Consider the following 21,823-nt stretch of genomic DNA (forward strand, 5'->3'; position numbering starts at 1 on the left):
CCTTGAGGCTTCGTAGCATGAGCGCCGCGGCACGCACGCTGCTGCGGACGAACTTGTAAAGCGAAGGTCGTCGGTTCGAACCCGACAGGCGGCTCCAGTTGGGAGCAGCGACAACGCCCCGGACCATGATCGGTCCGGGGCGTTCGGCGTCCACGGGTGACATCGAGCGGGGCGGTCACGGGCGGTCGAGGCGGCACCGGAACAGGCGGTCCATGGCCCGGTGGACTCACGCTGTGTGTCCGATGTCACGTGCCCGTGGGCGTCCATCGTGATGCTGATCTGGTTGTGACCCAGGATCTCCATCACCGCACGGGGAGCCACGCCGGCCGCCGTCAGCAGCGTCGTGCGGCCGTGCCGGGCGTCGTGCAGACGGACCCCGCCGTCCAGGGAGAGCTCCGGCCGACGAGCTCGGGCGGCTCCACGAGGGAAGCCACGTTCCGGGTGACCGGTTCCTCCCGGCAGGTATGGCGGGACCCCTCGGTGACAGCACGAGGCCGCCACGCTGGCCTCCGATATCGTGCGGCCACGGGCGTCCGGCGGACTGAGCCGTCTGAGGCTCCGGCCGGCGACGCCGGATGACTCGGCTGAACCTGGGCAAGAGAGCCACTTGGAGCCTTCGGTGACCGACTTTTTGGAACGATTGGCCCAGTTGCTGCCTCCGCCCGAGGCTTCGGTCGCCCAGCCTCCCTGGGAGCGGTCGCGTGCAGAGGTGGGGTTCGCCTTTCCCTCGGACTATCAGGCCTTCGTGGATCGTTATGGCGGTGGGTACTTCAGCACCCCGTACTCGTTGAACTTCGAGGTCCACGCGCCGTCCTCGGTAGCGCTCACACCTGGCAGTCCCGCCGGATTCGAGGGTCTGGTGGACCTCCACGTCTCAGGAATCGCCGCAACCTTCGACAGGGCGGGCGGCAACGACTGGGGCGGCGCCGACTACTCCGTGTATCCCGAGCCGGGCGGCCTACTGACGTGGGGTGAAAACGCACACGGGGACCTCTTTTGTTGGCTGACCGAGGGCGACGACCCTGACGCATGGCCGGTGGTCATGTGGGCACGGGGTCCTGCGACGACCTACCGATTCGACGCCGGCATGGTTGAGTTCCTCCACTCCATGGTCAACGGTGACGTCCCCGGCCCCAGCTGGATGCGATCCGCCCGGAACCGCTGGACCATGACGCATGACTGGCTGCACCGCACGGGTGACAGGGTGGTGCTCTCACCCGTCCCGGTTGTAGAGATTCACGTTCCCTTGTCGCCGGTGCCCCACCTGCCGACCGGCGCCTCTCCGTATCCCTGGATCGAAGAGGTCGAGGACTTCTTGACCGGTCTCGAAGAGCAAGGCGACGTAGAGGTCTTCATGGATGGTGAGGAAGGGGCGGAGACGTACGTCTTCTCCATCACCGGAGCAGGTGAAGAGGAACTCCTGGCCGTCGCCTCCCGCGTCGCAACGCTGCCCGGTGTCCCCACGGGGAGCCTTGCCGTCGTCGGTGACGATGCGACCGAGGACTTCGGGCAGGGGCGACGGGTTTCGCTTCCGGTGCCGACGACCTGAGGCGCCGACGACCTGAGGCGAGAGCAGCCCTTCTGCCGAGCACCTTTGCCTGCCTGTCGCGGAGGGTGTGGGATCCGAACCCACCCGCGGCGGCGGCCGTGCTGCTCGCCGCGCTCCTGGCCGTCTGAGGCCGGGCCCCGCGCCTATCCGGCCAGCAGCCGGTCGAGTTCGTGCCCAGCCTCCTCGTATCCCGCGTCGGCGATGCGCTGCAGCTCGCGCAGGTCGCCCGCGGCGCAGGCGCGGCGGGTCAGCAGGAGGCCCGCGCGCGTGGAGCCCTCGTCGAGGAGCTCGCTCAGCTCCTCGGTGTCCCCGGCGGCGTCGGCGAGCTCGGCCAGCCGGTCGAGGGCGGTCTCGTTCCCGGCGTCGGCCAGTTCGCGCAGGGTCCCGCGGTCGAAGTTCGTGTTCACCATGGCGCCATGGTGCGGCCCTGCCCCAGGGGCAGGGTCAAGTGCCACGATGGCCGGGTGATCACCATCGGACAGCTCGCCGGGTACGTGGGGGTGTCGGTCAAGACCGTCCGCGTCTACCACGCCAAGGGGCTGCTCCCCGAGCCCGGCCGCGATGCCTCCGGCTACCGGCGCTACGGCGCGGACGACGTCGTCGCCCTCATCGGGATCCGTACGCTCGCCGAAGCCGGCGTCCCCCTGGCCCGCGTCCGGGAACTGAGGGCGGCCGGCGAGGAGGAGTTCCGCAGGGCCCTGGACGACATCGACGGACGGCTGACCGAGCGGATCCGCGGACTGCAGGCCACGCAGTCACGGCTGCGCGCGCTCGCCTCCGGGGAGCCGGCACTGCTGCCCGCCGGGGTCCACGGGCGTCTGGAGGCCCTGAAGCGGTGGGGTTTCACGGCCCGGTGGGTCGAGCTCCAGAGGGACCTGTGGATCCTGGTCTTCGCCACCCACCCGGACGGGGCGGCCGAACTCTTCCGGGACCAGGGCGAGATGCTGTCCGATCCCGCGCTGCGGCGGCTCTTCCTCCGCTACGACCAGGCGTACGGCCTCGACCCGGAGGATCCGCGCGTCGAGGACCTCGCCCGGCGGATCGTCGAGGAGACCCTGCGCCGCTACGGCTCGGGCCCGCCGCCCCAGGGGGACGCGGCCTCCGGGATCCCCGCCCTGGTCCAGGACAGGGTCAACGCCGCCTCCCCGGCCTGGCGGCGGCTGGACTCGCTGATCCGCGCGGGACTGGGGGTGGGGCGGTGAGCGGTTCTGAGGGCCCCGACGGCGTGCCGCCGTTCACGCGCGGGCCCGCGCAGGAGTGGCCGGAGGGCCGGGCCGCGGATCCGGAGGCGGCGCGGGAGCGGTACGCGGCCGATCTGCGCGGTGACCGGGGCGCGGTACGCGAGGTGCTGCGCGCGGATCGCGGGGACGCCCACGTGGGGCTGGGTGCGGTTGCGGTCACCAGTGGCGTCGTGGGGGCGTGCGCCGGTCCGGCCGTCGGCGCGCTGATCGCGGGTGCCTTCGCCGGGCTGTTCCTGCTGGCCCTGGGGATCCTGCTACTGGGGGGATGCCGGGGAACGGAGGCGGCGGACGGCGCCTACCGTTTCGCGTTCGGATGGGGGCAGTGGCTGTAGGCCCGCGACAGGGGTGCCCGCGCGGGCGGGCACCCCTGCGGGGTCAGCGGACGGTGACCTGGGCCGTGCCCGTCACGCCGCCGCTGGTCACCGTGATGGTCGCGATGCCGGAGCGGTGGGCGGTCAGGGCGCCGGTGGACGGGTCCACCGAGGCGACCTTGGTGTCGCTCGAGGTCCAGACGTGGGACGCGGGGTCCGCGATCGGGATGGTGAGCGGTGCGATGTTGTCACCGGCGATCTGGTCGCCGGTCGCGGTCAGGGTGACGCGGTCGCCGCGGGCGATCGGGTCCTTGGGTCCCGTGACGTCGATCGAGGCCAGCGCGGGCTCGACGGTGTACTGCAGGTCGCCGTCGTCGCCGATCCGGACGAGACCGAAGTGGTAGATGCCACCCTGGTCCGCCGGGGCGTAGGCCGGCATGCCGAGGTCGGCGAAGGTGAACTGCGGGATGCCGCCGTCCTCGGTGCTGACGCTCCGGCCCTCGGGGTCGAGGATCTGCTCGGCGAAGCCGCGCGCGTGGCCGTACATCATGACCACGTGCTGCTTCGGGTGCGTCTCCTGGTAGCGCTGCACCAGCCGCAGGTACATCCGCGCCTCCCAGCGGTCCGTGAACTGGCTGTTCGCGGCCGGGTGCGGGTCGTAGGCCGGCATGTGGGTGATGACCAGCACGTCCTTGGCGGTGGCCTCGGTCAGCTGCTGGACCAGCCACGGGTACTGCACGCCCTCGGGGTTCTGGAACGGGTCCGAGGACTGCAGGCTGCCGTGCGAGTTGTCGGTGACGATCAGCCGCGCCGCGCCCTGGCCGTACGCGTAGTGCGTCTCGCCGAACGTGTCGTTGTAGTTGCCGTTCTCCGCGTCGGCGCCCTGGGTGATCTCGTGGTTGCCGACGATGTCGCGGCCGGGGATGCCGAGGGCGTCGATCTTGGACTTGGCGTACTGCAGGTCCGCCGGCTTGCCGTCGTCGGGCATGTCGCCGAGGAACTGCGCGGAGTCCGGGCGTGCCTGCGGGGTCAGGGTGGGCAGCCGCCGGGCGATGGAGTCCATCACGTTGCTGCTGACCGAACCCGGGTCGCTCGCGAGCAGGTGCGCGTCGTCACCGGTGAGGATCGTGGTGCCGCGCTTGGCGAAGTCGGCGGAGTCCTCCTCGAAGGACAGCCACTTCGGGTTGTCGGGGATCGCGTGGTACTCGGGCACCGTGACCGGACGCGGCGAGTACAGGGCCTGCAGGCCCGCGACGTTCAGCGAACCGCTGTAGGCGGTGCTGGGGCTGATCGCCAGGAAGTCGATGAAGCTGATGGTCAGCGGGAACTGCATGCCCGCCGGCAGCTGCGCGACCGCCAGGTGCCAGTCCTTCCACGTCACGAACGTCGGGTACAGCGTGGTCGACGAGCCGTTGACGCCGATGTACTTCTCGGCGAGCTCGATGCCGTTGCCGTCACCCTTGATCCAGACCCCGATGCCGGTGGGGACCTGGCCGCCCACGGTGTCGGTCTTCAGCGTCGTGCGCGGCGAGAGCACCAGCTGCTTGACGCCGGAGCCGGCCGGCATCGAGTAGTCCAGGCGCAGCGAGCCGGACTCGGTGGAGCCGGGCGGGAGGACGCCGGGGTCGGCGGCGAGGGTGGCCGGCAGGCCGGTGGTGTTGTTGCTGAGCCGCCAGACGTCGAGGCTGGTCATCGGGTCGATGACCTTGCTGACGCTGCCGACGGCGACCGAGGTGGTCGTGGTGGTGCCGGCGACCTCGGCGCTGACCTCGGCCAGACCGCCGACGTCTGCGCTCGCGGTGAACAGGCCGTGCGCGTCGACGGTGCCCAGGTTCTCCGGGGTGACCTTCCACGTCGCGGCCTCGGCGGGGATCTGCACCGCGCCGCCGTCCTTGACGGTGCCGGAGAGGGTCAGCTGCTGGGTGGCGCCGTTGCCGAGGTCGGCCTTGTCGGGCGAGACCGTGAGGGTCTTCAGCTTGCTGACGACCTCGAGCTTCTCCGAGGTGGAGACGCGGCCGTTCGACGCGATGATCCGGCCCGAGCCCGTACGGTGCGGCGTGAGCCTGCCGTTCTCGTACGAGGCCAGCGACGAGGGCTCGACGCGGACGTGGACCTGGCCGGCCGCCGGGTTCGCGAGCCGGTCGACGGAGTGCACCGCGAGCGGGACGGTGCCGCCCGCGACGGTGGTGACCTGCTCGCCGCCGTTCACCACGACCTCGGCGGCCGGGCCGGCCTCCTTGGCGGTGGAGTAGAAGAAGATGCCGTTGGCGACCGGACGCTCGGTGTTGCCGGGCTGGTCGGAGGGCGTGTTGACGATCTCGGCCCGGTCGGCGCCGGGGGCGCGGCTGACCATGCCGGTGGAGCCGCCGCCGTCGAAGAGCATGGCGTCGTACGCGCCGTGGGCGACCATGTAGCCCGCGACCTGGTCACGGGTCACGCCGAAGGCCCTGGTGGCGCCGCCCTGGCCGTCGACGGCCACGACGATGGCGTGCTTGCCGTCCTTGGTGACGCCGACCGCGGTCTCCGGGTTGGCGCCGCTCGGCGGGGTGCCGGTCGGGTCCTTGTAGACCGCGCCGTCCTTCACCAGCGTGTCGACGCCGCTGATCAGCTGCGTGACATCGTTGTCGGGCGAGAGCGCGGTGGCGATGCCCACCGTGTCGCCGCCGTGCAGGGTGTCGGTCAGCCACTGTCCGCCGTCGCCGGCGCCGAGCAGACCCAGCTGGTCCGTGGAGAGCCGCGGCACGGTGGTGACGCCGGTCCGCACCTCGTCGACGACGAACCCGCCGTCGGTGACGTGGCCGAGCACCAGCGTGGAGGGCTTGGGCAGGCCGGGGGTCTCGCCGAGGTCGGGGGTGACCTCGGTGATGCCGCCCGCCGTCAGGTCGTTCACCGTGTTCACGGAGGTGAGCGCGCGGGTCGCGGAGCCGGCGGTGATCGTCCCGGAGAAGGTCTGCGGGCCCATGACCATCGTGCCGTCGGGCTTGACGCCCAGCTGGGAGGCGAAGCCCGGCTTGGGGCTCTTCAGCAGCCGGCCGTCGGTCATGATGCCGCCGAGCGGGCGTCCGCTGGCGTGGATCTCGAAGTAGTCGCCGTTCACGCCGGCCACGGCGCCGGTGCGGTGGGCCATCGAGGACGGCGTCTCGTCCGCCGGGTCGGTGATCGTGTCGCCGGCCTCGACCATGCCGACCCGGAGGTTCGGGTCGCCGAGGTCGGCGCTGAGCACCTGGACGCGCTGGCGGCCGCCGACGGTGTCGTACGTCTCGCTGAAGTGCTGCAGACCGCGCGTGACCGTCTCGGCGGGGGTGCGGGTGTAGTCCACCACGAGCGGCCAGTTCTGCGGCGTCTGCGGCAGCCAGTCACGGTCGGGCGTGTGGCCCTGGACGGCCTCGTCGCCCGCCGGCGCCGAGGCGGTGGCCACGGCCCCGCCCACGGCGCCGGTCAGCGCCAGCGCCAGCGCGGTGACCACGGCGGTCCGGCGTGCGCCGGTCCCCGCGGTTCTGTTCCCGCGAAGTGTCATTGCGTGTTCCTTACCAGTGATGGGCCGGCTGGGCGCCGGCCCGTGTCCACCCGACACCCGTTCGGCGAAGCGCGGGTTTCCGGTGGTGGATGTGCAGGTGACCCGGAGGGGGTGCGACGTTATGGATTCGGTCAAGTCGCCCCCGCGGCGCCGCCGTACCCGGTCGGACGTACGGAACGCCCCGGCCGTCGAACGGCCGGGGCGTTGCGCGGCGGGACCCGCGGGTCAGGCGCGGACGCCGGTCACCAGGGGGCGGGTCCCGGAGGCGCCACGACCGGGGGACGGTCGTCGCAGGTGATGGTGTTGGGCAGCTCCCACGCGCCCAGCCAGGGGCCCGTCGTGCCGCCGCCGTCGTTGCCGCCGAGGTCGGTCAGGGAGAACTCGGAGCCGGTGGCGGGGAAGTTGAAGGAGCCGCAGTTGTTGACGCCGACCGCGCCGACGTTGCGGGCGTCGACGTTCTCGAAGGTGGCGGAGCCGGCGACCCGGGCGCTGACGACCGAGGTGCCGGTGCCGTCCACCCGGATGTCCTTGAAGTGCACGTTCGTGATCGAGTAGGTGTCCTTCACCGGCCAGTCGGCGACCAGCATGACCGCGTTGTAGGTGCTGTCGAGGAAGTGGTCGCCGGTCACGCGGATGTCGGCGTCGATGTTCCGTTCCAGGGCGTAGAACCAGATCGCGCCGAGGCCGATGTTCCAGTTCAGCTCGTAGGTGCCGGCCCGCACCGTCGTGTTGCCGGTGATCCACAGGTGCCCGGTGAACGGCTCGGCGCCGAAGCGGGAGCCGACCTGGAGGGCGCTGCCCTCGCGGATCGGGTCGGCGATCAGGTTGCCGGAGACGGTGTTGTCGGTGCCGCCGTAGATCGCGATGCCGTTGGCGAGCACCGGCGTCTGCACGGTGTTGCGGTCGAAGGTGTTGCGGGCGTTGCCGGTCTTCTCCGACCACATCGCCAGCCCGTCGTCGCCCGAGTTGCGGACGAAGTTGTGGCGGACGACGGAATCGGTCACGCCGGTGTGGAAGTTGAGGCCGTCGGCGATCTGGTCGGTGATGACGTTGCCCGTGATCCGCAGGTTCGACATCGGGCCGTCGAACCACATGCCCACCTTGGTGTGGTGGATGTACAGGCCCTGGATCGTCGAGTCGCTCATGGCACCGCCGATCCCGTTCACCTGGTCGGTGTCGATGCGTTCGCGGACGTCGCCCTCGATCGCGAAGCCCGACAGGTGGACGTCCCGGCTGCCGCCGGCCGACGCGTCCTTGCCGTAGAAGCCGACGCCGGTGTGGACGGAGTTGTCGGGGGCGGGGGAGTCGAGCGCTACCTCCTTGCCCTTGAAGACCGTGTACCAGCTGCCTGCGCCCTCGATCGTCACGTCGTCCACGATGACGTGCCGGTTGACCTGGTAGGTGCCCGGCGGCACGTAGACCTTCAGGTGCGCGCGGCGGGCGAAGGCGATCGCCTGGTCCAGGGCCTTGGCGGAGTCGCGGCGCCCGGTCGGGTCGGCGCCGAAGGCGAGGACGTTCGCGGCGAGCAGGGACACGCGGGGCGGCGCGACGAGTTGTGAGTCGAGGAGGTCCACGGTCGTCGGCACGGCCCCCGCCCGCTCGGGCACCGTCAGCCGGACGCGGTCGCCCGCCTTGTACGTCCGCCCGAGCAGCAGGCGCTGCTCGTCGTAGAAGTGGTTCGGGCGGAAGGGCTTGGCGATGACCGGTGCCGGGGTGGTCGCGTTGGGGACGCAGCCGCACTCGGTGATCCACCAGTCGTCGTGGAGCAGCCCGGCACGGGGGTCGTTGGAGAACGGGTACTGGTTGTAGAGCCAGGCGTACTGCGAGGTCAGCGTCATCGTCCTGCGGGCGCGGCCGTCCACCGTCACGTCGAGCGGCGCGGTGATGCCGCCCCCGGCGGGCGCGTCCGGGATGCTGTAGCGGACGGTGATCGCGTTGGCGGCGCTCGGCAGCGTGAACTCCACGTACTGGCCCGGCCGCAGGGTCACCGCCTTGCGGCCCGACGCCTCCGCGGGGAGGGTGTAGGCGGTCCGGTCGGGGCCGATGACCTCGCCGTTCGTGGCGGCGTTCTCGGCCTCCTGCTCCACGAACCCGAGGTCCGCGCCGCGGCCCTCCACCAGCGCGGGGTCCAGTGCCGCCCGCGTCACGACCGGCCCGGCCGCACCCTTCGCCGACGCGGTGACGGCCTGGGCCGTCGCGCCGGCCGGGCCGATGCCGGCACCGAGGCCGGCCGCCACCGCGACCACCGCCACGGCTCTTCGCCACGCACTCCTGCTGCTCCGTGTCATCCCAGCTCTTCTCTCGTAAGGCGCGACCGCCCGGGACGTTCGAGGCGGAGCGGACGTCGTGAGGTGAGGTGACAGTAAGGACCCGTCAGGCCGGTCCACAAGGCTCCTGCGCGAGGTTTTCGGCAGGATGATGAACAAGTGCGGCTGCCTGTTTATTTTTTGCGCGGCTTACGTGACTCGTTGCACAGGCGGCTCACCAGCTCCGCCACGGCTGGGGCCGGGGAGCCCACTCGGGTCCGCGATGGCGCAGCCACCACTCGCCGATCGCGGCGAGTTTCTCCTCGAAGGCGGCGTCCTGGCTCAGGAAACCGGTGACGGGCGCCCGCAGGCGGGTGAGACGCCCGTCCGCCTCGCGGATCACCACCCGCCGCACCCCCAAGCTCGACTCCACCCAGATGCCCTGGACGTCCGCCCAGCGGATCGTCCTGCGCCGGAGGTTGTGCACCACCGCCTCCGAGGGGGTGAGCGTGACGCCGAAGCGCGCGGAGGAGAACAGCACCACCGGCAGCGCCAGCCACACGCCCACCGGGAAGGTGAGTCCGGGGCCGGACGAGGCGGGGGAGAGCAGTGGGAGCACGCCCGTCATCAGGGTGACGGCGACTGCTGCGGGCAGCAGCGGCATCATCCGCTGGTACCAGGTCAGCCGGAATCGGACGTGTTCCATCGAACTCCCCACCCCTCGGTCGCACATGATCGCCGACGCAGCCTGGCCGACCCCGGCGCCGCTGTCCATTCCGGCGGCAGGGCGGTCGAGCAGTCGCACCAAGGCGCCGAGGAGAGCGGCCGGCCGGAGGCGCCCGGCGCCTGGAGATGGTGGCCGCGCATGGAAAGTTGCTTACTAAAAATAAGTTACTTACCCTTGTCTTTGCCGAGCGCGCCGGGCCCTCGACGCTGAAGCCATGGACACCACCGACCGTGCACAGCGGCTCCGCTTCGGGCTGAGCCTCGACCCCGACGCCGCCCGGCTGCCGGAGACGCTGGAGCTGGCCGCCGCCGCGGACGCCGCGGGGCTGGACCTGCTCGCCGTGCAGGACCACCCGTACCAGCCCGGGCACCTCGACGCCCTGACGTTGTCCACCCTCGTCACGGCCCGCACCTCGCGCGTCTCCGTCTTCACCGACGTCGCCGACCTCCGGCTGCGGCCGCCCGTCATGCTGGCCAAGACCGCCGCCAGTCTGGCCGCGGCCTCCGGCGGCCGGTTCCGGCTCGGCGTAGGCGGCGGCGGGATACCGGAGGCGATCGGCTCGATGGGGGCGCAGCCGATGCCGCCCCGCGAGGTCGTGACCTACACCGAGGAGTCGCTGCGGATCATGCGGACCGCCCTGGACGGCGGGCCCGTGCGGCACCACGGCGAGGTCCTCACCGTGCCCGGCTACCAGGCCGGGCCGGTGCCACCGCGCCGGGTCGAGCTGTGGCTCGGCGGCCAGCGGCCGCGGATGCTGGCGGTCGCGGGCCGGGCCGCGGACGGCTGGATCTCCCCGCTGAACATCTACGTGCCGCCCCGGGAGGTGCCCGAGCGCCAGCGGATCGTCGACGAGGCCGCCCGCGCCGCCGGGCGCGATCCGGCGCGCGTCCGCCGCATCTACAACGTCATCGGCGTGATCGGCGGCTCCGGCGCCCCCGGTCTGAACGGCGACGTCGGCCACTGGGCCGACACGCTCGCCGAGTGGGCGACGGGGCTGCGCTTCGACACCTTCGTGTTCTGGCCCGTCACCGCCCACCGGCGGCAGTTGGAGGTCTTCGCCGGCGAGGTCGTGCCCGCCGTCCGCGAGCGGGTGGCCCGATGACGGCCGGTCACGGCGCCGCCCCGGCCGCGGCCTTCGCCGTGCCCGCCGCCCTGGCCGGGCGGACCGTGCTCCCCGGCGACTCCCGCTACCCGCTGCTGCGTTCCACTTACACCACCGTCGCCAGTCCCGCCGCCGTGGTCCTCGTCCGCGGGCCCGGCGACATCGCGGCCGCCCTCGCGGCGGCCCGGGCGCAGGGACTGCCGGTGTCCGTGCGTTCCGGCGGCCACGGGCTGTCCGGCCGGTCGTCCAACGACGGCGGTGTCGTCGTCGACCTCTCCGGGCTCGACGAGGTACGGGTCCTGGACCGGGCGACCCGGCTGGTGCGGATCGGGGCGGGCGCCCGCTGGGGCCGGGCGGCCGCCACGCTCGCGGCCCACCGGCTGGCCGTCAGCTCCGGCGACCACGGCAACGTCGCGGCCGGCGGCCTGGCCACCGCGGGCGGCATCGGCTGGCTCGCCCGCACGTACGGCCTCACCGTCGACCGGGTCCGCGCCGTCGAACTCGTCCTGGCCGACGGGACCGCGCTGCGCGCCGACGCCACGCACCACCCGGACCTGTTCTGGGCGGTACGCGGGGCGGGCGCGGGCGTGGGGATCGTGACCGCGTTCGAGGTCGAGGCGATGGAGCTCGGGGACATCGCGGTGGCCCAGCTGGTCTTCGAGGCCGACCCGGCGGGCGGCGCCCTCGCCCAGTGGGCGTCCGCGATGGCCGCGGCGCCCCGCGTGCTCACCTCCGCCGCCCACATCCTGTCCGACGGTGCCGGGCTGGCGCTCTCCGTCACCGTCGCCGCGGCCGACGACGACCCGGGCCGCGTCCGCGAGGCGCTCGGCCCGCTGCTCGCCGGGCGGCACCGCCCGCTGCAGGCGACCGCCCAGCCGGCCCCGTACACCGCGCTCGTCTCCACCGCCCACCAGCACGCGAACACCGGACAGCAGCCGGTGGTGAGCACCAACTCGCTGCTGCCCGCGATGACCCGGGACGCCGCCCGCGCCGTCATGGCGACCGCCGGCGACCGGCGCCGGCCGGCCTTCGTCCAGCTGCGCTCGCTCGGCGGCGCGATCGACGACGTCCCGGCCGGCGCCACCGCCTACGCCCACCGCGGCGCGCGGGTCCTGGCGCAGGGCAACCTCTTCCCGCCGCACGGGCAGGACGATCTGCACCGGCTGTGGAAGCCGGTCCGGGAGCACGGCGGCGGCAGTTACGTGAACTTCGAGAGCGGCACCGGCCCCGAGGTCTTCGACCGCGCCTACCCGGGAGCGACCGGCACCCGGGTGCGTGAGCTGTGGCGGCGCCACGACCCGGACGGCGTCCTGCGGCCCCTCGCCCTCGACTGACCCTGTCAGGCCCGGGCCCCGGGGGCCAAGGTCACTGTCCCGGGCCGGGCCGCCGGGGGTCCGCGAACGGCCCGCCCGGCCCGAAGGCCAGCGCCGCGAAGCGCCGGCCCATCCGCCGGTAGCCCGCGGCGTTGGGGTGCAGGTCGTCCGGCAGGTCGGCGACGTCGCCGGGGCCGAAGAGCCGGCGGCCGTCCAGGTAGTGCAGGTTCCGGTCGCCCGCGGCGGCCCGGGCGGCGACGATCCGGGCCAGCTCGGCCCGGATGACGGTGAGCGTCAGCGCGCCGCCGGGCACGTCCGCGGGGGAGCCCATGGCCACCACCCGGGGGACGGCCGCCGACAGGTCGGGCGCGGTCGGGCCGGGGGTGGTCTCCACGACCGGGCAGCTGATGGGCGAGACGACCAGCAGCGGGACGTCCGGGTGCCCGTCGCGGACGGTGTCGAGGAAGCCGTGCACGGCGGGGCCGAAGGAGCGCAGCCGGAAGGCGTCCCGGTTCACGATGTTGATGCCGAGCTTGAGGCTGATCAGTTCGGCCGGCAGGTTCCGGATGGTCCGGGCGACGTACGGGTCGAGCATCGCGTTGCCGCCGAGCCCCAGGTTGAGCAGCTCGGCCCCGGCCAGCGCCGCGGCGAGGGCGGGCCAGGTCGCGGTCGGGGAATCCGCCGCCGCGCAGTGGCTGATGGAGCTGCCGTGGTGGATCCAGCGCCGCCGGCCGCTCGGGCGAGGCGGCAGCACCTCGGCGTCCGCCCACAGCCCGACCAGCTCGGTGCGGGTCTGCTGGGGCAGCCACAGCTCGACGTCCTTCTCGCCGCCCGCCAGGCCGTGGAACCGGACCCGGCCCGGCGCCCCCGGCACACGCCGGGAGGGCTCGGCGAAGAGGTCCGGCTTGTGGAGCACGTTCCCGGGCGGCGCGGGGGCGCTGCCGGCGGGCCTGCCGTCGACGACCAGGTCGACGACGCCTGCGGGCAGCGGCTCCGAGGTCCCCGCCAGCTGCCAGACCGAGGTCAGCAGCTCCAGCTCGACCACCCGGGCCGCGGTGCGGAACGCCAGCCGTACGCCGGAGGGCAGGGCGGCCGTCTCGTCCATGAAGACGTCCGGGTACTGCGACCGCGTCCACGCCGGGAGACGGCGCGGCAGCAGCCCGGCCCTCGTCCGCTCCAGGTCGAGCGCGCCGCGGATCTCCACCGGGCCCCCGGTCAGCGGGACCGCGCGCAGGGCGTGCGTCGCTGTTGTCACGTTTTCTCCCTGCCCGGGACCGGCACCGGGCACACGGCCGCGCCATCGGATCCGGCGACGGACGCCGTGTCCGCGCCGATGGGCGCGGGGAGCGGGCGCCCGCTACGGGACCAGGACGACCTTGCCCATCGTGCCGCGGCCCTCCAGGGCCGCGTGCGCGGCGGCGGCCTCGGCGAGCGGGAAACGCTGTACGGCGGGCGTCAGCCGCCCGGTCGTCCACGCGGCCAGGGCCTCCTCCTCCAGCGTCCGCAGCCCGATCCGCAGCATGGCAGGACCGAGCACGACCTCGGAGGTGATGCCGCGCGCGGACAGCTCCCCGGGCGGGAACTCCAGCGGCCCGCCGGACGCCCAGCCGTAGACGACGTGCCGCCCGCCGGGGCCCAGCAGGCCGACCGCCCCGCGGCCGGCGCCGCCGCCGACCGCGTCCAGGACGACCGTGCCCGGCCGTCCGGCCAGGGCATCGCGGGCCGCGTCCGTCCAGCCCTCGGCGCGGTAGTCGACGGCGGCGTCCGCGCCCAGTTCCAGGACGCGGGCGGTCTTGGCGGGCCCGCCCGCCAGCCCGAGGACGACCGCGCCCGCGGCGCGCGCCGCCTGGACGAGCAGGCTGCCCAGCCCGCCGGCCGCCGCGGTGACCACGACCGTGTCGGCGGGGCCGAGCGGTGCCTGGCGCAGGATGCCCATCGCCGTGCGGCCGGTGCCGATCATGGCGACGGCCTCGGCGGGGTCACGGCCGTCCGGAAGCACGTGGAGCTTCTCGACGGCGGTGACGGCGAGTTCGGCGTAACCGCCGGGCACCATGCCCAGGTGGGCGACGACCGGCCGGCCGAGCCACTCAGGGCCGACGCCCTCCCCGGTGGCCTCCACGGTGCCGGCCACCTCGCGGCCCGGGACCGTGGGCAGTTCCGGCAGCGGGTAGGGGCCGTGGTCGCCGGACCGGATGGCGGTGTCGAGCACGTGGACACCGGCGGCGGCGACGGCGACGCGCACCTGCCCGGGGCCGGGTTCCGGGTCACCGGTCCTCTCGTAGCTGAGGTTGCCGGCCGGGCCGAACGCGTGGAGACGGATGGCGTGCACGGTACTTCCCCCTGGACACGACGACAGTGGGCGGTCGGATGATCCGCACCGCCCACTGTCCGACCTCAAGCGTGGTTGAGGTCAAGCGCCGGTCAGGCGAGGAGCTTCGTCTTCGCCTTGGTGTACTCGTCCTCGGTGATGTGGCCCTGGCTCTTGAGCTCGGCGAGCTTGGACAGCCGTTCGACGTTGTTGCCCGCCGTTCCCCCGTCGCCAGCGGCGGCCTCCCGCACGTACTGCTTGAACGCCGCGTCCATGTCCCTGGCCTGCTTCTGGTCGCGTTCCGCCATCCCCTTGCCCCGGGCCACGACGTAGATCAGCACGCCGAGGAAGGGCAGGAAGATCAGCACGATGATCCAGCCGGCCTTGGCCCAACCGCCGACCGTGTGGTCGCGGAAGAGGTCCCCGATGATCCTGAAGAGCAGGAAGAACCACAGCACCCAGCAGAAGATCAGGAGCATCGTCCAGAAGAGGTTCAGCAGAGGGTAGTCGTCCATGCCCCAAGTGGACGGCGGCCGAACGGGTCCCGCACCCGGGGCTGCGCCGTTCGGGCTACAGACGGGGGAAACGCGCCGTCAGGTCCCAGATCGCGGGGTTGGCGTCCAGGCCGTCGTGCATGTCGGTGAGGTCGGCGAGCAGGTCGTGCAGGAAGTCGCGGGCCTCGCGGCGCAGTTCGGCGTGGGCGAAGGAGAGCGGCCGTTCCTCCGGCGCCCAGTCGGCGCTGACGTCGACGAAGCCGAAGCGGCGCTGGAAGCGGAGCCGGTCGGTGGACTCGGTGAAGTCCAGCTCCGCGTACTGGGGGCGGGCGGCGCGGCTGCCGAGCGGGTCGCGGTCCAGCTCCTCGACGATGTCGCACAGCGCCCACGCGAAGTCGAGGACGGGCACCCATCCCCAGGCTGTGGACAGTTCACGGTCGGCCTTCACGTCCGCCAGGTAGACGTCCCCGCAGAACAGGTCGTGGCGCAGCGCCCGTACGTCGGCGGTGCGGTAGTCGGTCTGCGGGGGGTCGGGGAAGCGGCGGGAGAGCGAGTAGCCGAGGTCGATCACCCGCCGATGGTACGCGGCGGCCCCGGCGGCAGGTCCGTGCCGGCGGCACCTCGGCGGCGGGCCGGGCCGGAGGCGTACGGCTCCGTCATTCCGGCGAGGACGCCGGGGCCGTCCACCGGTGCGGGGGCCGGGCACCGGCGTGCCCCGCACGCTACCGGCGTGCGGGGCACGGGGTGCCTCATCGGGTGAGGCCCGTCGGGCCCGGGGGCCCGACGGGTGTCAGAGGCCGACGCCGAAGTCGGTGGCGATGCCGGCGAGGCCGGAGGCGTAGCCCTGGCCGACCGCGCGGAACTTCCACTCGGCGCCGTTGCGGTAGAGCTCGCCGAAGACCATGGCGGTCTCGGTTGCGGCGTCCTCGCTGAGGTCGTAGCGGGCGATCTCGGCGCCGCCGGCCTGGTTGACGATGCGGATGTAGGCGTTGCGGACCTGGCCGAAGTTCTGGCTGCGGGCCTCGGCCTCGTAGATGGAGACGGGGAAGACGATGCGCTCGATGTCGGCGGGCAGCCCCGCCAGGTTGACGTTGATCGCCTCGTCGTCGCCCGCGCCCTCGCCGGTGCGGTTGTCGCCGGTGTGGACGATGCTCTGGTCCGGCGTCTGCTTGTTGTTGAAGAAGACGAAGTAGGCGTCCGCGTAGACCTTGCCGCTCGGGTTGAGCGCGATGGCGCTCGCGTCGAGGTCGAAGTCGGTGCCGGTGGTGGTGCGCACGTCCCAGCCCAGGCCCACCGTGATGGCCGCCAGGCCCGGTGCTTCCTTGGTGAGCGAGACGTTGCCGCCCTTCGACAGGCTTACAGCCATGGGAGTCCCCTCCGTGATGTCGGTCGTTCGTGCCGACCTCGACGCTACCTTCACAGGGGAGAACGTCGTGAGAGGCCGGCATGGTTCCTTTACGGCGAAAACCGCCTCCGGTGCCATGTCCCGGAAAATCCTGTGACTCCGGCGCCCGTCGGCGGGATCATGGGAGGCATGTCAGGGCCGCCCCCACTCGTCGTCCGCGGCTCGGTCTCCATACCGGAGGCCGAGCTGATGTGGCGTTTCTCCCGTTCGTCCGGACCCGGCGGCCAGCACGTCAACACCTCCGACAGCCAGGTCGAACTGCGATTCGATCTCGCCAATTCCGAGTCGCTGCCCCCGGTGTGGAAGCAGCGCGCCCTGGAGCGGCTCGCTTCGCGCCTGGTGGGCGGCGTCCTGACCGTACGGGCCTCCGAGCACCGCTCGCAGTGGCGCAACCGGGAGACGGCGATGACCCGTCTGGCGGCCCTGCTCGCCGAGGCCACCGCGCCGCCGCCCAAGGTGCGCAGGCCCACGAGGATCCCGCGCGGCATCAACGAGCGGCGGCTGCGGGAGAAGAAGCGCCGCGGCGACACCAAGCGCGGCCGCGACGGGCGCGACTGGTCCTGAGCCCCCGCGGTGTCCTTCCCGCGGGGCCCGGCCGGGTGTCCGGGGCGCCTCAGCCGAGGTGCCGGTAGCGGCCGCGGAAGTACATCAGGGGCGCGCCGTCCGCGCTGGGGGTGCGCGCGGTCAGCACCCGGGCGATCACCAGGGTGTGGTCCCCCGCCGGGACACGCTGCTCGGTCTCGCACTCCAGCACGGCCAGGCCGCCGCCGAGGACCGGGGCGCCCGAGACCTCGCCGCGGTAGTAGGCCACGTCCTCGAAGAGCAGCCGGTCGCTGATGCGCCCGCGCATGGCGAAGCGCCCGGCGATGTGCCGCTGGCTCTCGCTCAGCACGGACACCGCCCAGCGCCGCCTGCGCTCCAGCAGTTCGTCCATGCGGGACCCCGTGCGCAGGCTCACCATCACCAGGGGCGGCTCCAGGGAGACCGAGACGAAGGCGGTCGCGGTCATGCCGACGTCCTCGCCCCGCAGGCCGTCCTCGGGGTCGTGGGCGGTCACCAGGACCACCCCCGCGGCGAGGCGGGTCATGGTGGCGCGGAAGGCGTCGCTGTCCACGCCGGACACGGGTGGCTCGGAACCGTCGGGCACGGTCCCAGGATGCGGGATGCGGGGCGTGGAGGTGATTGACTGTGACACGCCCCGACGCTAGCCGGACTGCCGCACCACCCGCATCGGACTTCGGATCGAGCCAGGTCCTAGGACCTCCCGGCCGTCACCGCTTCCGGTCGTACAACCCCCGCTCACCTGCTCGATTGTGTTCAATGGGTGAAGGGGGACACCCGGTCTGCTCTACGCTGCGTGATCGGAACACGACAATCAGATGTGACTTGAGTCACAAGGGGCATGAATTGTTGACCCTGTGTACCGGTCGAACTGCTCGCTGTGATTCAGTTGCGGTGGGAATTGGACCACAACGGACCACAAGCAGTCTCAGGAGTTGTCGTCGAGGGCCCGGGGAGAGCGCATGGACACCGAGTCGGAGCCGTATGTCCGCCTCGCGACCCTGCGCCAGGTGCACCAGGTCGTCGCGGACCTCAACTGCGCACGTAGCCTCGCCGACACCCTGCAGGCCGTGGCCGACGGCGTCGTCAAGGGCCTCGGCTTCGAACTCGCCGTGGTCAACCTCGTCCGCCCCGACGGTGACCTGGTCGTCGCCGCCGTCGCCGGGAGCGCCGCCGCCGAGGCCCTGATGGCCGGCCGGGTCGGCTCGCGCGCCTCCTGGGAGCGCCGGCTCACCATGGGGGAGCGCTGGGGCAACCTGCGCTTCATACCCCACCACGAGGGCTGGGTCCTGGACGGCGACGACGTCCCCAGCTGGCCCGGCGACGGCCCGCCGCCCCGCTTCCCCGACGAGTGGCACCCCGAGGACCGCCTCCTCGCCCCCATGTACGCCAACCCCAACGGCGGCGGCGAGCTGATCGGCGTCATCTCCGTCGACCGCCCGGTGGGCGGCCGGCGGCCCGGCCCGTGGGGCCGCGAGGCCCTGCAGATGTACGGCTTCCAGTCCGCCATAGCCATCAGCAACGCGCGTCTACGTGCGAACATGCAACGCGCGCTGGTCCGCCTGGAGCGGGAGCAGCAGGCCCTGCGGGCCAGCGAGGAGAGCTTCCGTCAGGCCTTCGAGTACGCCCCCAGCGGCATGGCCATCGCCGAGATGGGCGGCGACCAGCACGGCAAGCTGGTCCGCACCAACGACGCGCTGTGCCGGCTGCTCGGCCGCCCCGCCGCGGTGCTGCGCCGGCACTCCTTCTCCGACCTCGTCCACCCCGAGGACGTCGGCGTCCTGCTGCGCACCAGCGCCGAGGGCGGCCGCGCCGAACTGCGCCTGCAGCGCCGCGACGGCAGCTACGTCTGGGTCAGCCTGCGCAACTCCGTCGTCGCCGACACCGCCGACGGCCCGCGCTTCCTGCTCACCCACGTCGAGGACATCGAGGAACGCAAGGGCCGCGAACTGGCCCTCGCCCACCGCGCCAGCCACGACTCCCTCACCGGCCTGCCCAACAGCGCCGAACTGCGTGCCCGGCTGTCCGGCAAGATCTGCGCGCGCCCGCAGGCCCCGGACGCCGACGGCCACACCGCCGCCTTCGCGGGCGCCGACGAGTTCGCCTACACCTACGACTACGACCCGGTCGACCGCACCGCCCCGCTCCCCGGGTTCGACCACCACACCCACACCGCGGCGCCGTCCGACGACGCCGACGGCGGCAAGGGCCTGGCCGTGCTCTTCTGCGACCTGGACGGCTTCAAGTCGATCAACGACCGCTTCGGCCACCACACCGGCGACGCCGTGCTCATCGAGGTGGCCCGCCGCCTCACCAGCGCGGTGCGCGACGGCGACACGGTGGCCCGGCTCGGCGGCGACGAGTTCGTCGTCCTCGCCGACGGCCTCGGCCGGGAGGACGCCGAGGACCTCGCCGTCCGCCTGCGCAACGCGATCATCCCCCCGATCCGCTTCGAGGGCCGGGCGGTCCGGGTCGGCGCCAGCTTCGGCATCGGGTGGGCCGGCTGCGGGATGACCGCGGACGAGGTGCTGCAGTCCGCGGACCAGCGCATGTACATCGAGAAGCGCTCCCGCAACGGCACCCGCGGCCACCGCCGCGCCGCGGGCTGACCGGGCGAGGCGCACCCCGGACGGCCCGCCGCCTCCTCCTCGGCGGAGGGCGCGCGTCCACCCTGGGGAGTACCCCGGATCGCTCCTCCGGTTGACTCCCGCACGCATCCGGGATGCCTACGCTGGGTTACGTGCAGCGTCTCTACGATTTCCTCCGCAGGCACCCGACCTGGGTCGACAGCTTCTGGGCCCTCGTCCTGCTCGGGTTCTCCGCCCTGTGGATCGCCAACGACGACCTGCACGCGAACACCCGGGCCGCCGCCGTGCCGCTCGCGCTCGCGCTGTCCCTCGTGGTCGCGCTGCGCCGCCGCATGCCGGAGAAGATGCTGCTGCTCGCCGTCCTCGTCGGGGTGGTCCAGCTGGTGCTGGACGTCCAGTCCAACCCTGGCGACTTCGCCATGCTGGTGATCATCTACACCGTGGCGGCCAACGGCGCCCGCTGGGCGTCCCGGCTGGCCCTCCTCGGCGGTCTGTCCGCCTCCACCATCTCCACCCTGCGCTGGCCCAACGAGAGCGAGGGCTACTGGGCCGACGCCGTCGCGACCGTCTTCCTCGCCGTCCCCTTCCTGCTGGCCTGGGTGATCGGCGACAGCCTCCGCACCCGCCGCGCCTACTACGCCGAGCTGGAGGAACGCGCCGCCCGCCTGCAGCGTGAACGCGAGGCCCAGTCCAAGGCCGCGGTCGCCGCCGAACGCGCCCGGATCGCCCGCGAACTCCACGACGTCGTCGCCCACAACGTCTCCGTCATGGTCGTCCAGGCCGACGGCGCCGCCTATGTGCTGGACGCCTCCCCCGAGCAGGCCAAGCAGGCACTGGAGACCATCTCCACCACCGGCCGCCAGGCCCTTACCGAGATGCGCCGGCTGCTCGGGGTGCTGCGCGCGGGCGACGACGGTGGCGGCGAGTACGTGCCGCAGCCGGGCGTCGACCAGCTGACCGACCTCATAGAGCAGGTCCGGGGCGCGGGACTGCCGGTCGCCTTCGAGGTCGAGGGGGAGTCCCGGCCGCTCGCCAGCGGCGTCGAACTCACCGCCTACCGCATCGTGCAGGAGGCGCTCACCAACACCCGCAAGCACGGCGGGCCCGAGGCGCGCGCCAAGGTCCGGCTCACCTTCGGCGACAGCGACCTCAGCCTCCTCATCGAGGACGACGGACGCGGCGCCCAGCAGGAGCTCTACGAAGGCGGCGGCGAGGACGGCCAGGGCCAGGGCCTCATCGGCATGCGCGAACGCGTCGGCATGGTCAGCGGCACCCTGGACGCCGGACCGCGCCCCGGCGGAGGCTTCCGCATCAGCGCGGTGCTCCCGGTGAAGGCCGCGCGCTAGCGGGACGCGCTGCGCGGCAGTGGGAAACAGAGACGACAGGCAAAGGGAAAGAGGGACCGGACCGATGGCGATCCGCGTGATGCTCGTCGACGACCAGGTGCTGCTCCGCACCGGCTTCCGCATGGTGCTGCAGGCCCAGCCCGACATGGAGGTCGTCGCCGAGGCGGGGGACGGCGCGGACGCCGTCGAGACCCTGCGCACCACCTCGGTGGACGTGGTCCTCATGGACGTCCGCATGCCCCGCCTGGACGGCGTCGAGGCCACCCGCCAGATCTGCGGCGCCCCCGACCGCACCCCCGACGACGGCGGACCCCGCGTACTCATCCTGACCACCTTCGACCTCGACGAGTACGCCTTCTCCGCCCTCAAGGCCGGCGCGAGCGGCTTCATGCTCAAGGACGTCCCCCCGGACGAGCTCCTCGCGGCCATCCGCGCCGTCCACAGCGGCGACGCGGTCGTCGCCCCCAGCACCACCCGGCGCCTGCTCGACCGCTTCACCCCGCTGCTGCCGAGTGCTAGCCAGCCGACGCACAAGGAACTGGAGCGGCTGACCGACCGCGAGCGCGAGGTGCTGCTGCTGGTCGCCCAGGGGCTGTCCAACGGGGAGATCGCCGGGAAGCTGGTGCTCAGCGAGGCGACGGTGAAGACGCATGTCGGGCGGATCCTCACGAAGTTGGAACTCCGGGACCGCGTGCAGGCGGTGGTCCTCGCGTACGAGACGGGGCTGGTCCGTGCGGGCGGTGGCGCCGGCGGCGCCTGACCCGTGTCGCCGTGTGCGGGTTGTTCGCGCGTGCGGCGGGCGTCCACCCGCCCGCCCTCCCGATTGCCCGGCGCGGTCGGTGCGGGTCCCGCACCGTGTGCCTGGGTCGGTGCCGCGCCGGCGCACGTCCTCAACGCTCGCGGTTTACCCCAACATCATTCGGCGCCCGGGTCCGCCGCTCGTCGTTTCCGGGCGCACCCCGCCACACCCCCTCCCGTTTGTTGGGACGCATGACGGCCGGAGGGTGTGGAGGGCGGTCCGGGGTTGCCGCACGTGCCTGACTGAACCCCCCTCCTGCCGTCAGCCGCCCATGCGACAGAAGGGGGTGTGGCGGGGTGCCCCCACAGGCGACGAG

The 21,823-nt window shown here is 72.9% G+C and carries 19 protein-coding genes and 1 pseudogene; 9 read left to right on the forward strand and 11 right to left on the reverse strand.

Annotated elements, in window-relative coordinates:
- Window positions 1–175 precede the first annotated feature (175 nt).
- A pseudogene (locus ACZ7MY_RS40505) lies at window positions 176–375 on the reverse strand (hypothetical protein); the annotation flags it as partial.
- Between the two features lie 244 nt (window positions 376–619).
- Between ACZ7MY_RS40505 and ACZ7MY_RS40510 the strand changes: the two are divergent.
- A complete protein-coding gene (locus ACZ7MY_RS40510; RefSeq protein ID WP_499610743.1) occupies window positions 620–1,549 on the forward strand; it encodes an SMI1/KNR4 family protein in 930 nt (309 codons plus the stop codon).
- Between the two features lie 143 nt (window positions 1,550–1,692).
- Here the strand turns inward: ACZ7MY_RS40510 and ACZ7MY_RS40515 are convergent, their stop codons facing one another.
- Window positions 1,693–1,959, reverse strand: a complete 267-nt coding sequence (locus ACZ7MY_RS40515) for a hypothetical protein (protein ID WP_499610746.1) — start codon at window positions 1,957–1,959, stop codon at window positions 1,693–1,695.
- A gap of 54 nt (window positions 1,960–2,013) precedes the next feature.
- Here ACZ7MY_RS40515 and ACZ7MY_RS40520 point away from each other — a divergent pair, with 54 nt between their 5' ends.
- The gene (locus ACZ7MY_RS40520; protein WP_499610749.1) at window positions 2,014–2,751 is read left to right on the forward strand and encodes a MerR family transcriptional regulator; all 738 of its coding nucleotides are present in this window, start codon (window positions 2,014–2,016) and stop codon (window positions 2,749–2,751) included.
- A complete protein-coding gene (locus tag ACZ7MY_RS40525) occupies window positions 2,748–3,122 on the forward strand; it encodes a hypothetical protein (RefSeq protein WP_499610752.1) in 375 nt (124 codons plus the stop codon). Before ACZ7MY_RS40520 ends, ACZ7MY_RS40525 begins: the two co-directional genes overlap by 4 nt.
- Before the next feature lie 43 nt (window positions 3,123–3,165).
- Here the strand turns inward: ACZ7MY_RS40525 and ACZ7MY_RS40530 are convergent, their stop codons facing one another.
- From ACZ7MY_RS40530 to ACZ7MY_RS40540, 3 genes are all read right to left on the reverse strand, one after another.
- On the reverse strand, window positions 3,166–6,618 hold the full coding sequence (locus tag ACZ7MY_RS40530) for a phosphodiester glycosidase family protein (protein ID WP_499610755.1): 3,453 nt from the start codon (window positions 6,616–6,618) through the stop codon (window positions 3,166–3,168).
- Window positions 6,619–6,860: 242 nt separating this feature from the next.
- Window positions 6,861–8,906: a glycosyl hydrolase family 28-related protein gene (locus tag ACZ7MY_RS40535; RefSeq protein WP_499610758.1), complete on the reverse strand. Its 2,046-nt coding sequence runs from the start codon at window positions 8,904–8,906 to the stop codon at window positions 6,861–6,863.
- Between the two features lie 193 nt (window positions 8,907–9,099).
- Window positions 9,100–9,570 (reverse strand): hypothetical protein, encoded by a 471-nt coding sequence (locus ACZ7MY_RS40540; protein ID WP_499610760.1) that lies wholly within the window; start codon window positions 9,568–9,570, stop codon window positions 9,100–9,102.
- A gap of 235 nt (window positions 9,571–9,805) precedes the next feature.
- Between ACZ7MY_RS40540 and ACZ7MY_RS40545 the strand changes: the two genes are divergently transcribed.
- Both ACZ7MY_RS40545 and ACZ7MY_RS40550 read left to right on the forward strand, forming a co-directional pair.
- Window positions 9,806–10,693, forward strand: a complete 888-nt coding sequence (locus ACZ7MY_RS40545) for an LLM class flavin-dependent oxidoreductase (protein ID WP_499610763.1) — start codon at window positions 9,806–9,808, stop codon at window positions 10,691–10,693.
- Complete coding sequence (locus ACZ7MY_RS40550; protein WP_499610766.1) at window positions 10,690–12,027, forward strand: FAD-binding oxidoreductase; 1,338 nt, start codon at window positions 10,690–10,692, stop codon at window positions 12,025–12,027. The genes ACZ7MY_RS40545 and ACZ7MY_RS40550 overlap by 4 nt, the downstream gene beginning before the upstream one ends.
- A gap of 31 nt (window positions 12,028–12,058) precedes the next feature.
- Here the strand turns inward: ACZ7MY_RS40550 and ACZ7MY_RS40555 are convergent, their stop codons facing one another.
- The 5 genes from ACZ7MY_RS40555 to ACZ7MY_RS40575 all read right to left on the reverse strand — a co-directional run bounded on the left by ACZ7MY_RS40555 (window position 12,059) and on the right by ACZ7MY_RS40575 (window position 16,174).
- A complete protein-coding gene (locus ACZ7MY_RS40555) occupies window positions 12,059–13,261 on the reverse strand; it encodes a GDSL-type esterase/lipase family protein (RefSeq protein ID WP_499610769.1) in 1,203 nt (400 codons plus the stop codon).
- Window positions 13,262–13,363: 102 nt separating this feature from the next.
- The gene (locus tag ACZ7MY_RS40560) at window positions 13,364–14,335 is read right to left on the reverse strand and encodes a zinc-binding dehydrogenase (protein ID WP_499610771.1); all 972 of its coding nucleotides are present in this window, start codon (window positions 14,333–14,335) and stop codon (window positions 13,364–13,366) included.
- Window positions 14,336–14,427: 92 nt separating this feature from the next.
- On the reverse strand, window positions 14,428–14,829 hold the full coding sequence (locus ACZ7MY_RS40565) for an SHOCT domain-containing protein (protein ID WP_499610774.1): 402 nt from the start codon (window positions 14,827–14,829) through the stop codon (window positions 14,428–14,430).
- Between the two features lie 55 nt (window positions 14,830–14,884).
- Window positions 14,885–15,379, reverse strand: a complete 495-nt coding sequence (locus tag ACZ7MY_RS40570; RefSeq protein ID WP_499610776.1) for a hypothetical protein — start codon at window positions 15,377–15,379, stop codon at window positions 14,885–14,887.
- Between the two features lie 219 nt (window positions 15,380–15,598).
- Window positions 15,599–16,174, reverse strand: coding sequence for a TerD family protein (locus ACZ7MY_RS40575; RefSeq protein WP_499610778.1), 576 nt, complete (start codon window positions 16,172–16,174; stop codon window positions 15,599–15,601).
- Between the two features lie 159 nt (window positions 16,175–16,333).
- On the opposite strand from ACZ7MY_RS40575, the gene arfB reads away from it, so the two are divergent.
- Complete coding sequence (gene arfB, locus ACZ7MY_RS40580; RefSeq protein ID WP_499610781.1) at window positions 16,334–16,777, forward strand: alternative ribosome rescue aminoacyl-tRNA hydrolase ArfB; 444 nt, start codon at window positions 16,334–16,336, stop codon at window positions 16,775–16,777.
- Between the two features lie 49 nt (window positions 16,778–16,826).
- Here arfB and ACZ7MY_RS40585 read toward each other — a convergent pair whose 3' ends face one another.
- Window positions 16,827–17,327 carry a flavin reductase family protein gene (locus tag ACZ7MY_RS40585; RefSeq protein ID WP_499610903.1) on the reverse strand — a complete coding sequence of 167 codons (501 nt, stop codon included), beginning with the start codon at window positions 17,325–17,327 and terminating at the stop codon, window positions 16,827–16,829.
- A 409-nt stretch (window positions 17,328–17,736) separates the two neighbouring features.
- Here ACZ7MY_RS40585 and cdgB point away from each other — a divergent pair, with 409 nt between their 5' ends.
- From cdgB to ACZ7MY_RS40600, 3 genes are all read left to right on the forward strand, one after another.
- A complete protein-coding gene (gene cdgB, locus ACZ7MY_RS40590; RefSeq protein WP_499610784.1) occupies window positions 17,737–19,383 on the forward strand; it encodes a diguanylate cyclase CdgB in 1,647 nt (548 codons plus the stop codon).
- 131 nt (window positions 19,384–19,514) lie between these two features.
- Window positions 19,515–20,708, forward strand: coding sequence for a sensor histidine kinase (locus tag ACZ7MY_RS40595; RefSeq protein ID WP_499610787.1), 1,194 nt, complete (start codon window positions 19,515–19,517; stop codon window positions 20,706–20,708).
- 64 nt (window positions 20,709–20,772) lie between these two features.
- The gene (locus ACZ7MY_RS40600) at window positions 20,773–21,468 is read left to right on the forward strand and encodes a response regulator (protein WP_499610790.1); all 696 of its coding nucleotides are present in this window, start codon (window positions 20,773–20,775) and stop codon (window positions 21,466–21,468) included.
- Window positions 21,469–21,823 lie beyond the last annotated feature (355 nt).

The organism is Streptomyces sp. NPDC111520, from assembly GCF_055635295.1.

Coding starts and splice junctions, on each gene's coding strand:
- ACZ7MY_RS40535 (WP_499610758.1), bottom strand. CDS start 8,906: ATGACACGGAGCAGCAGGAGTGCGTGGCGAAGAGCCGTGGCGGTGGTC.
- ACZ7MY_RS40565 (WP_499610774.1), bottom strand. CDS start 14,829: ATGGACGACTACCCTCTGCTGAACCTCTTCTGGACGATGCTCCTGATC.
- cdgB (WP_499610784.1), top strand. CDS start 17,737: ATGGACACCGAGTCGGAGCCGTATGTCCGCCTCGCGACCCTGCGCCAG.
- arfB (WP_499610781.1), top strand. CDS start 16,334: ATGGGAGGCATGTCAGGGCCGCCCCCACTCGTCGTCCGCGGCTCGGTC.
- ACZ7MY_RS40515 (WP_499610746.1), bottom strand. CDS start 1,959: ATGGTGAACACGAACTTCGACCGCGGGACCCTGCGCGAACTGGCCGAC.
- ACZ7MY_RS40575 (WP_499610778.1), bottom strand. CDS start 16,174: ATGGCTGTAAGCCTGTCGAAGGGCGGCAACGTCTCGCTCACCAAGGAA.
- ACZ7MY_RS40530 (WP_499610755.1), bottom strand. CDS start 6,618: ATGACACTTCGCGGGAACAGAACCGCGGGGACCGGCGCACGCCGGACC.
- ACZ7MY_RS40545 (WP_499610763.1), top strand. CDS start 9,806: ATGGACACCACCGACCGTGCACAGCGGCTCCGCTTCGGGCTGAGCCTC.
- ACZ7MY_RS40540 (WP_499610760.1), bottom strand. CDS start 9,570: ATGGAACACGTCCGATTCCGGCTGACCTGGTACCAGCGGATGATGCCG.
- ACZ7MY_RS40550 (WP_499610766.1), top strand. CDS start 10,690: ATGACGGCCGGTCACGGCGCCGCCCCGGCCGCGGCCTTCGCCGTGCCC.
- ACZ7MY_RS40600 (WP_499610790.1), top strand. CDS start 20,773: ATGGCGATCCGCGTGATGCTCGTCGACGACCAGGTGCTGCTCCGCACC.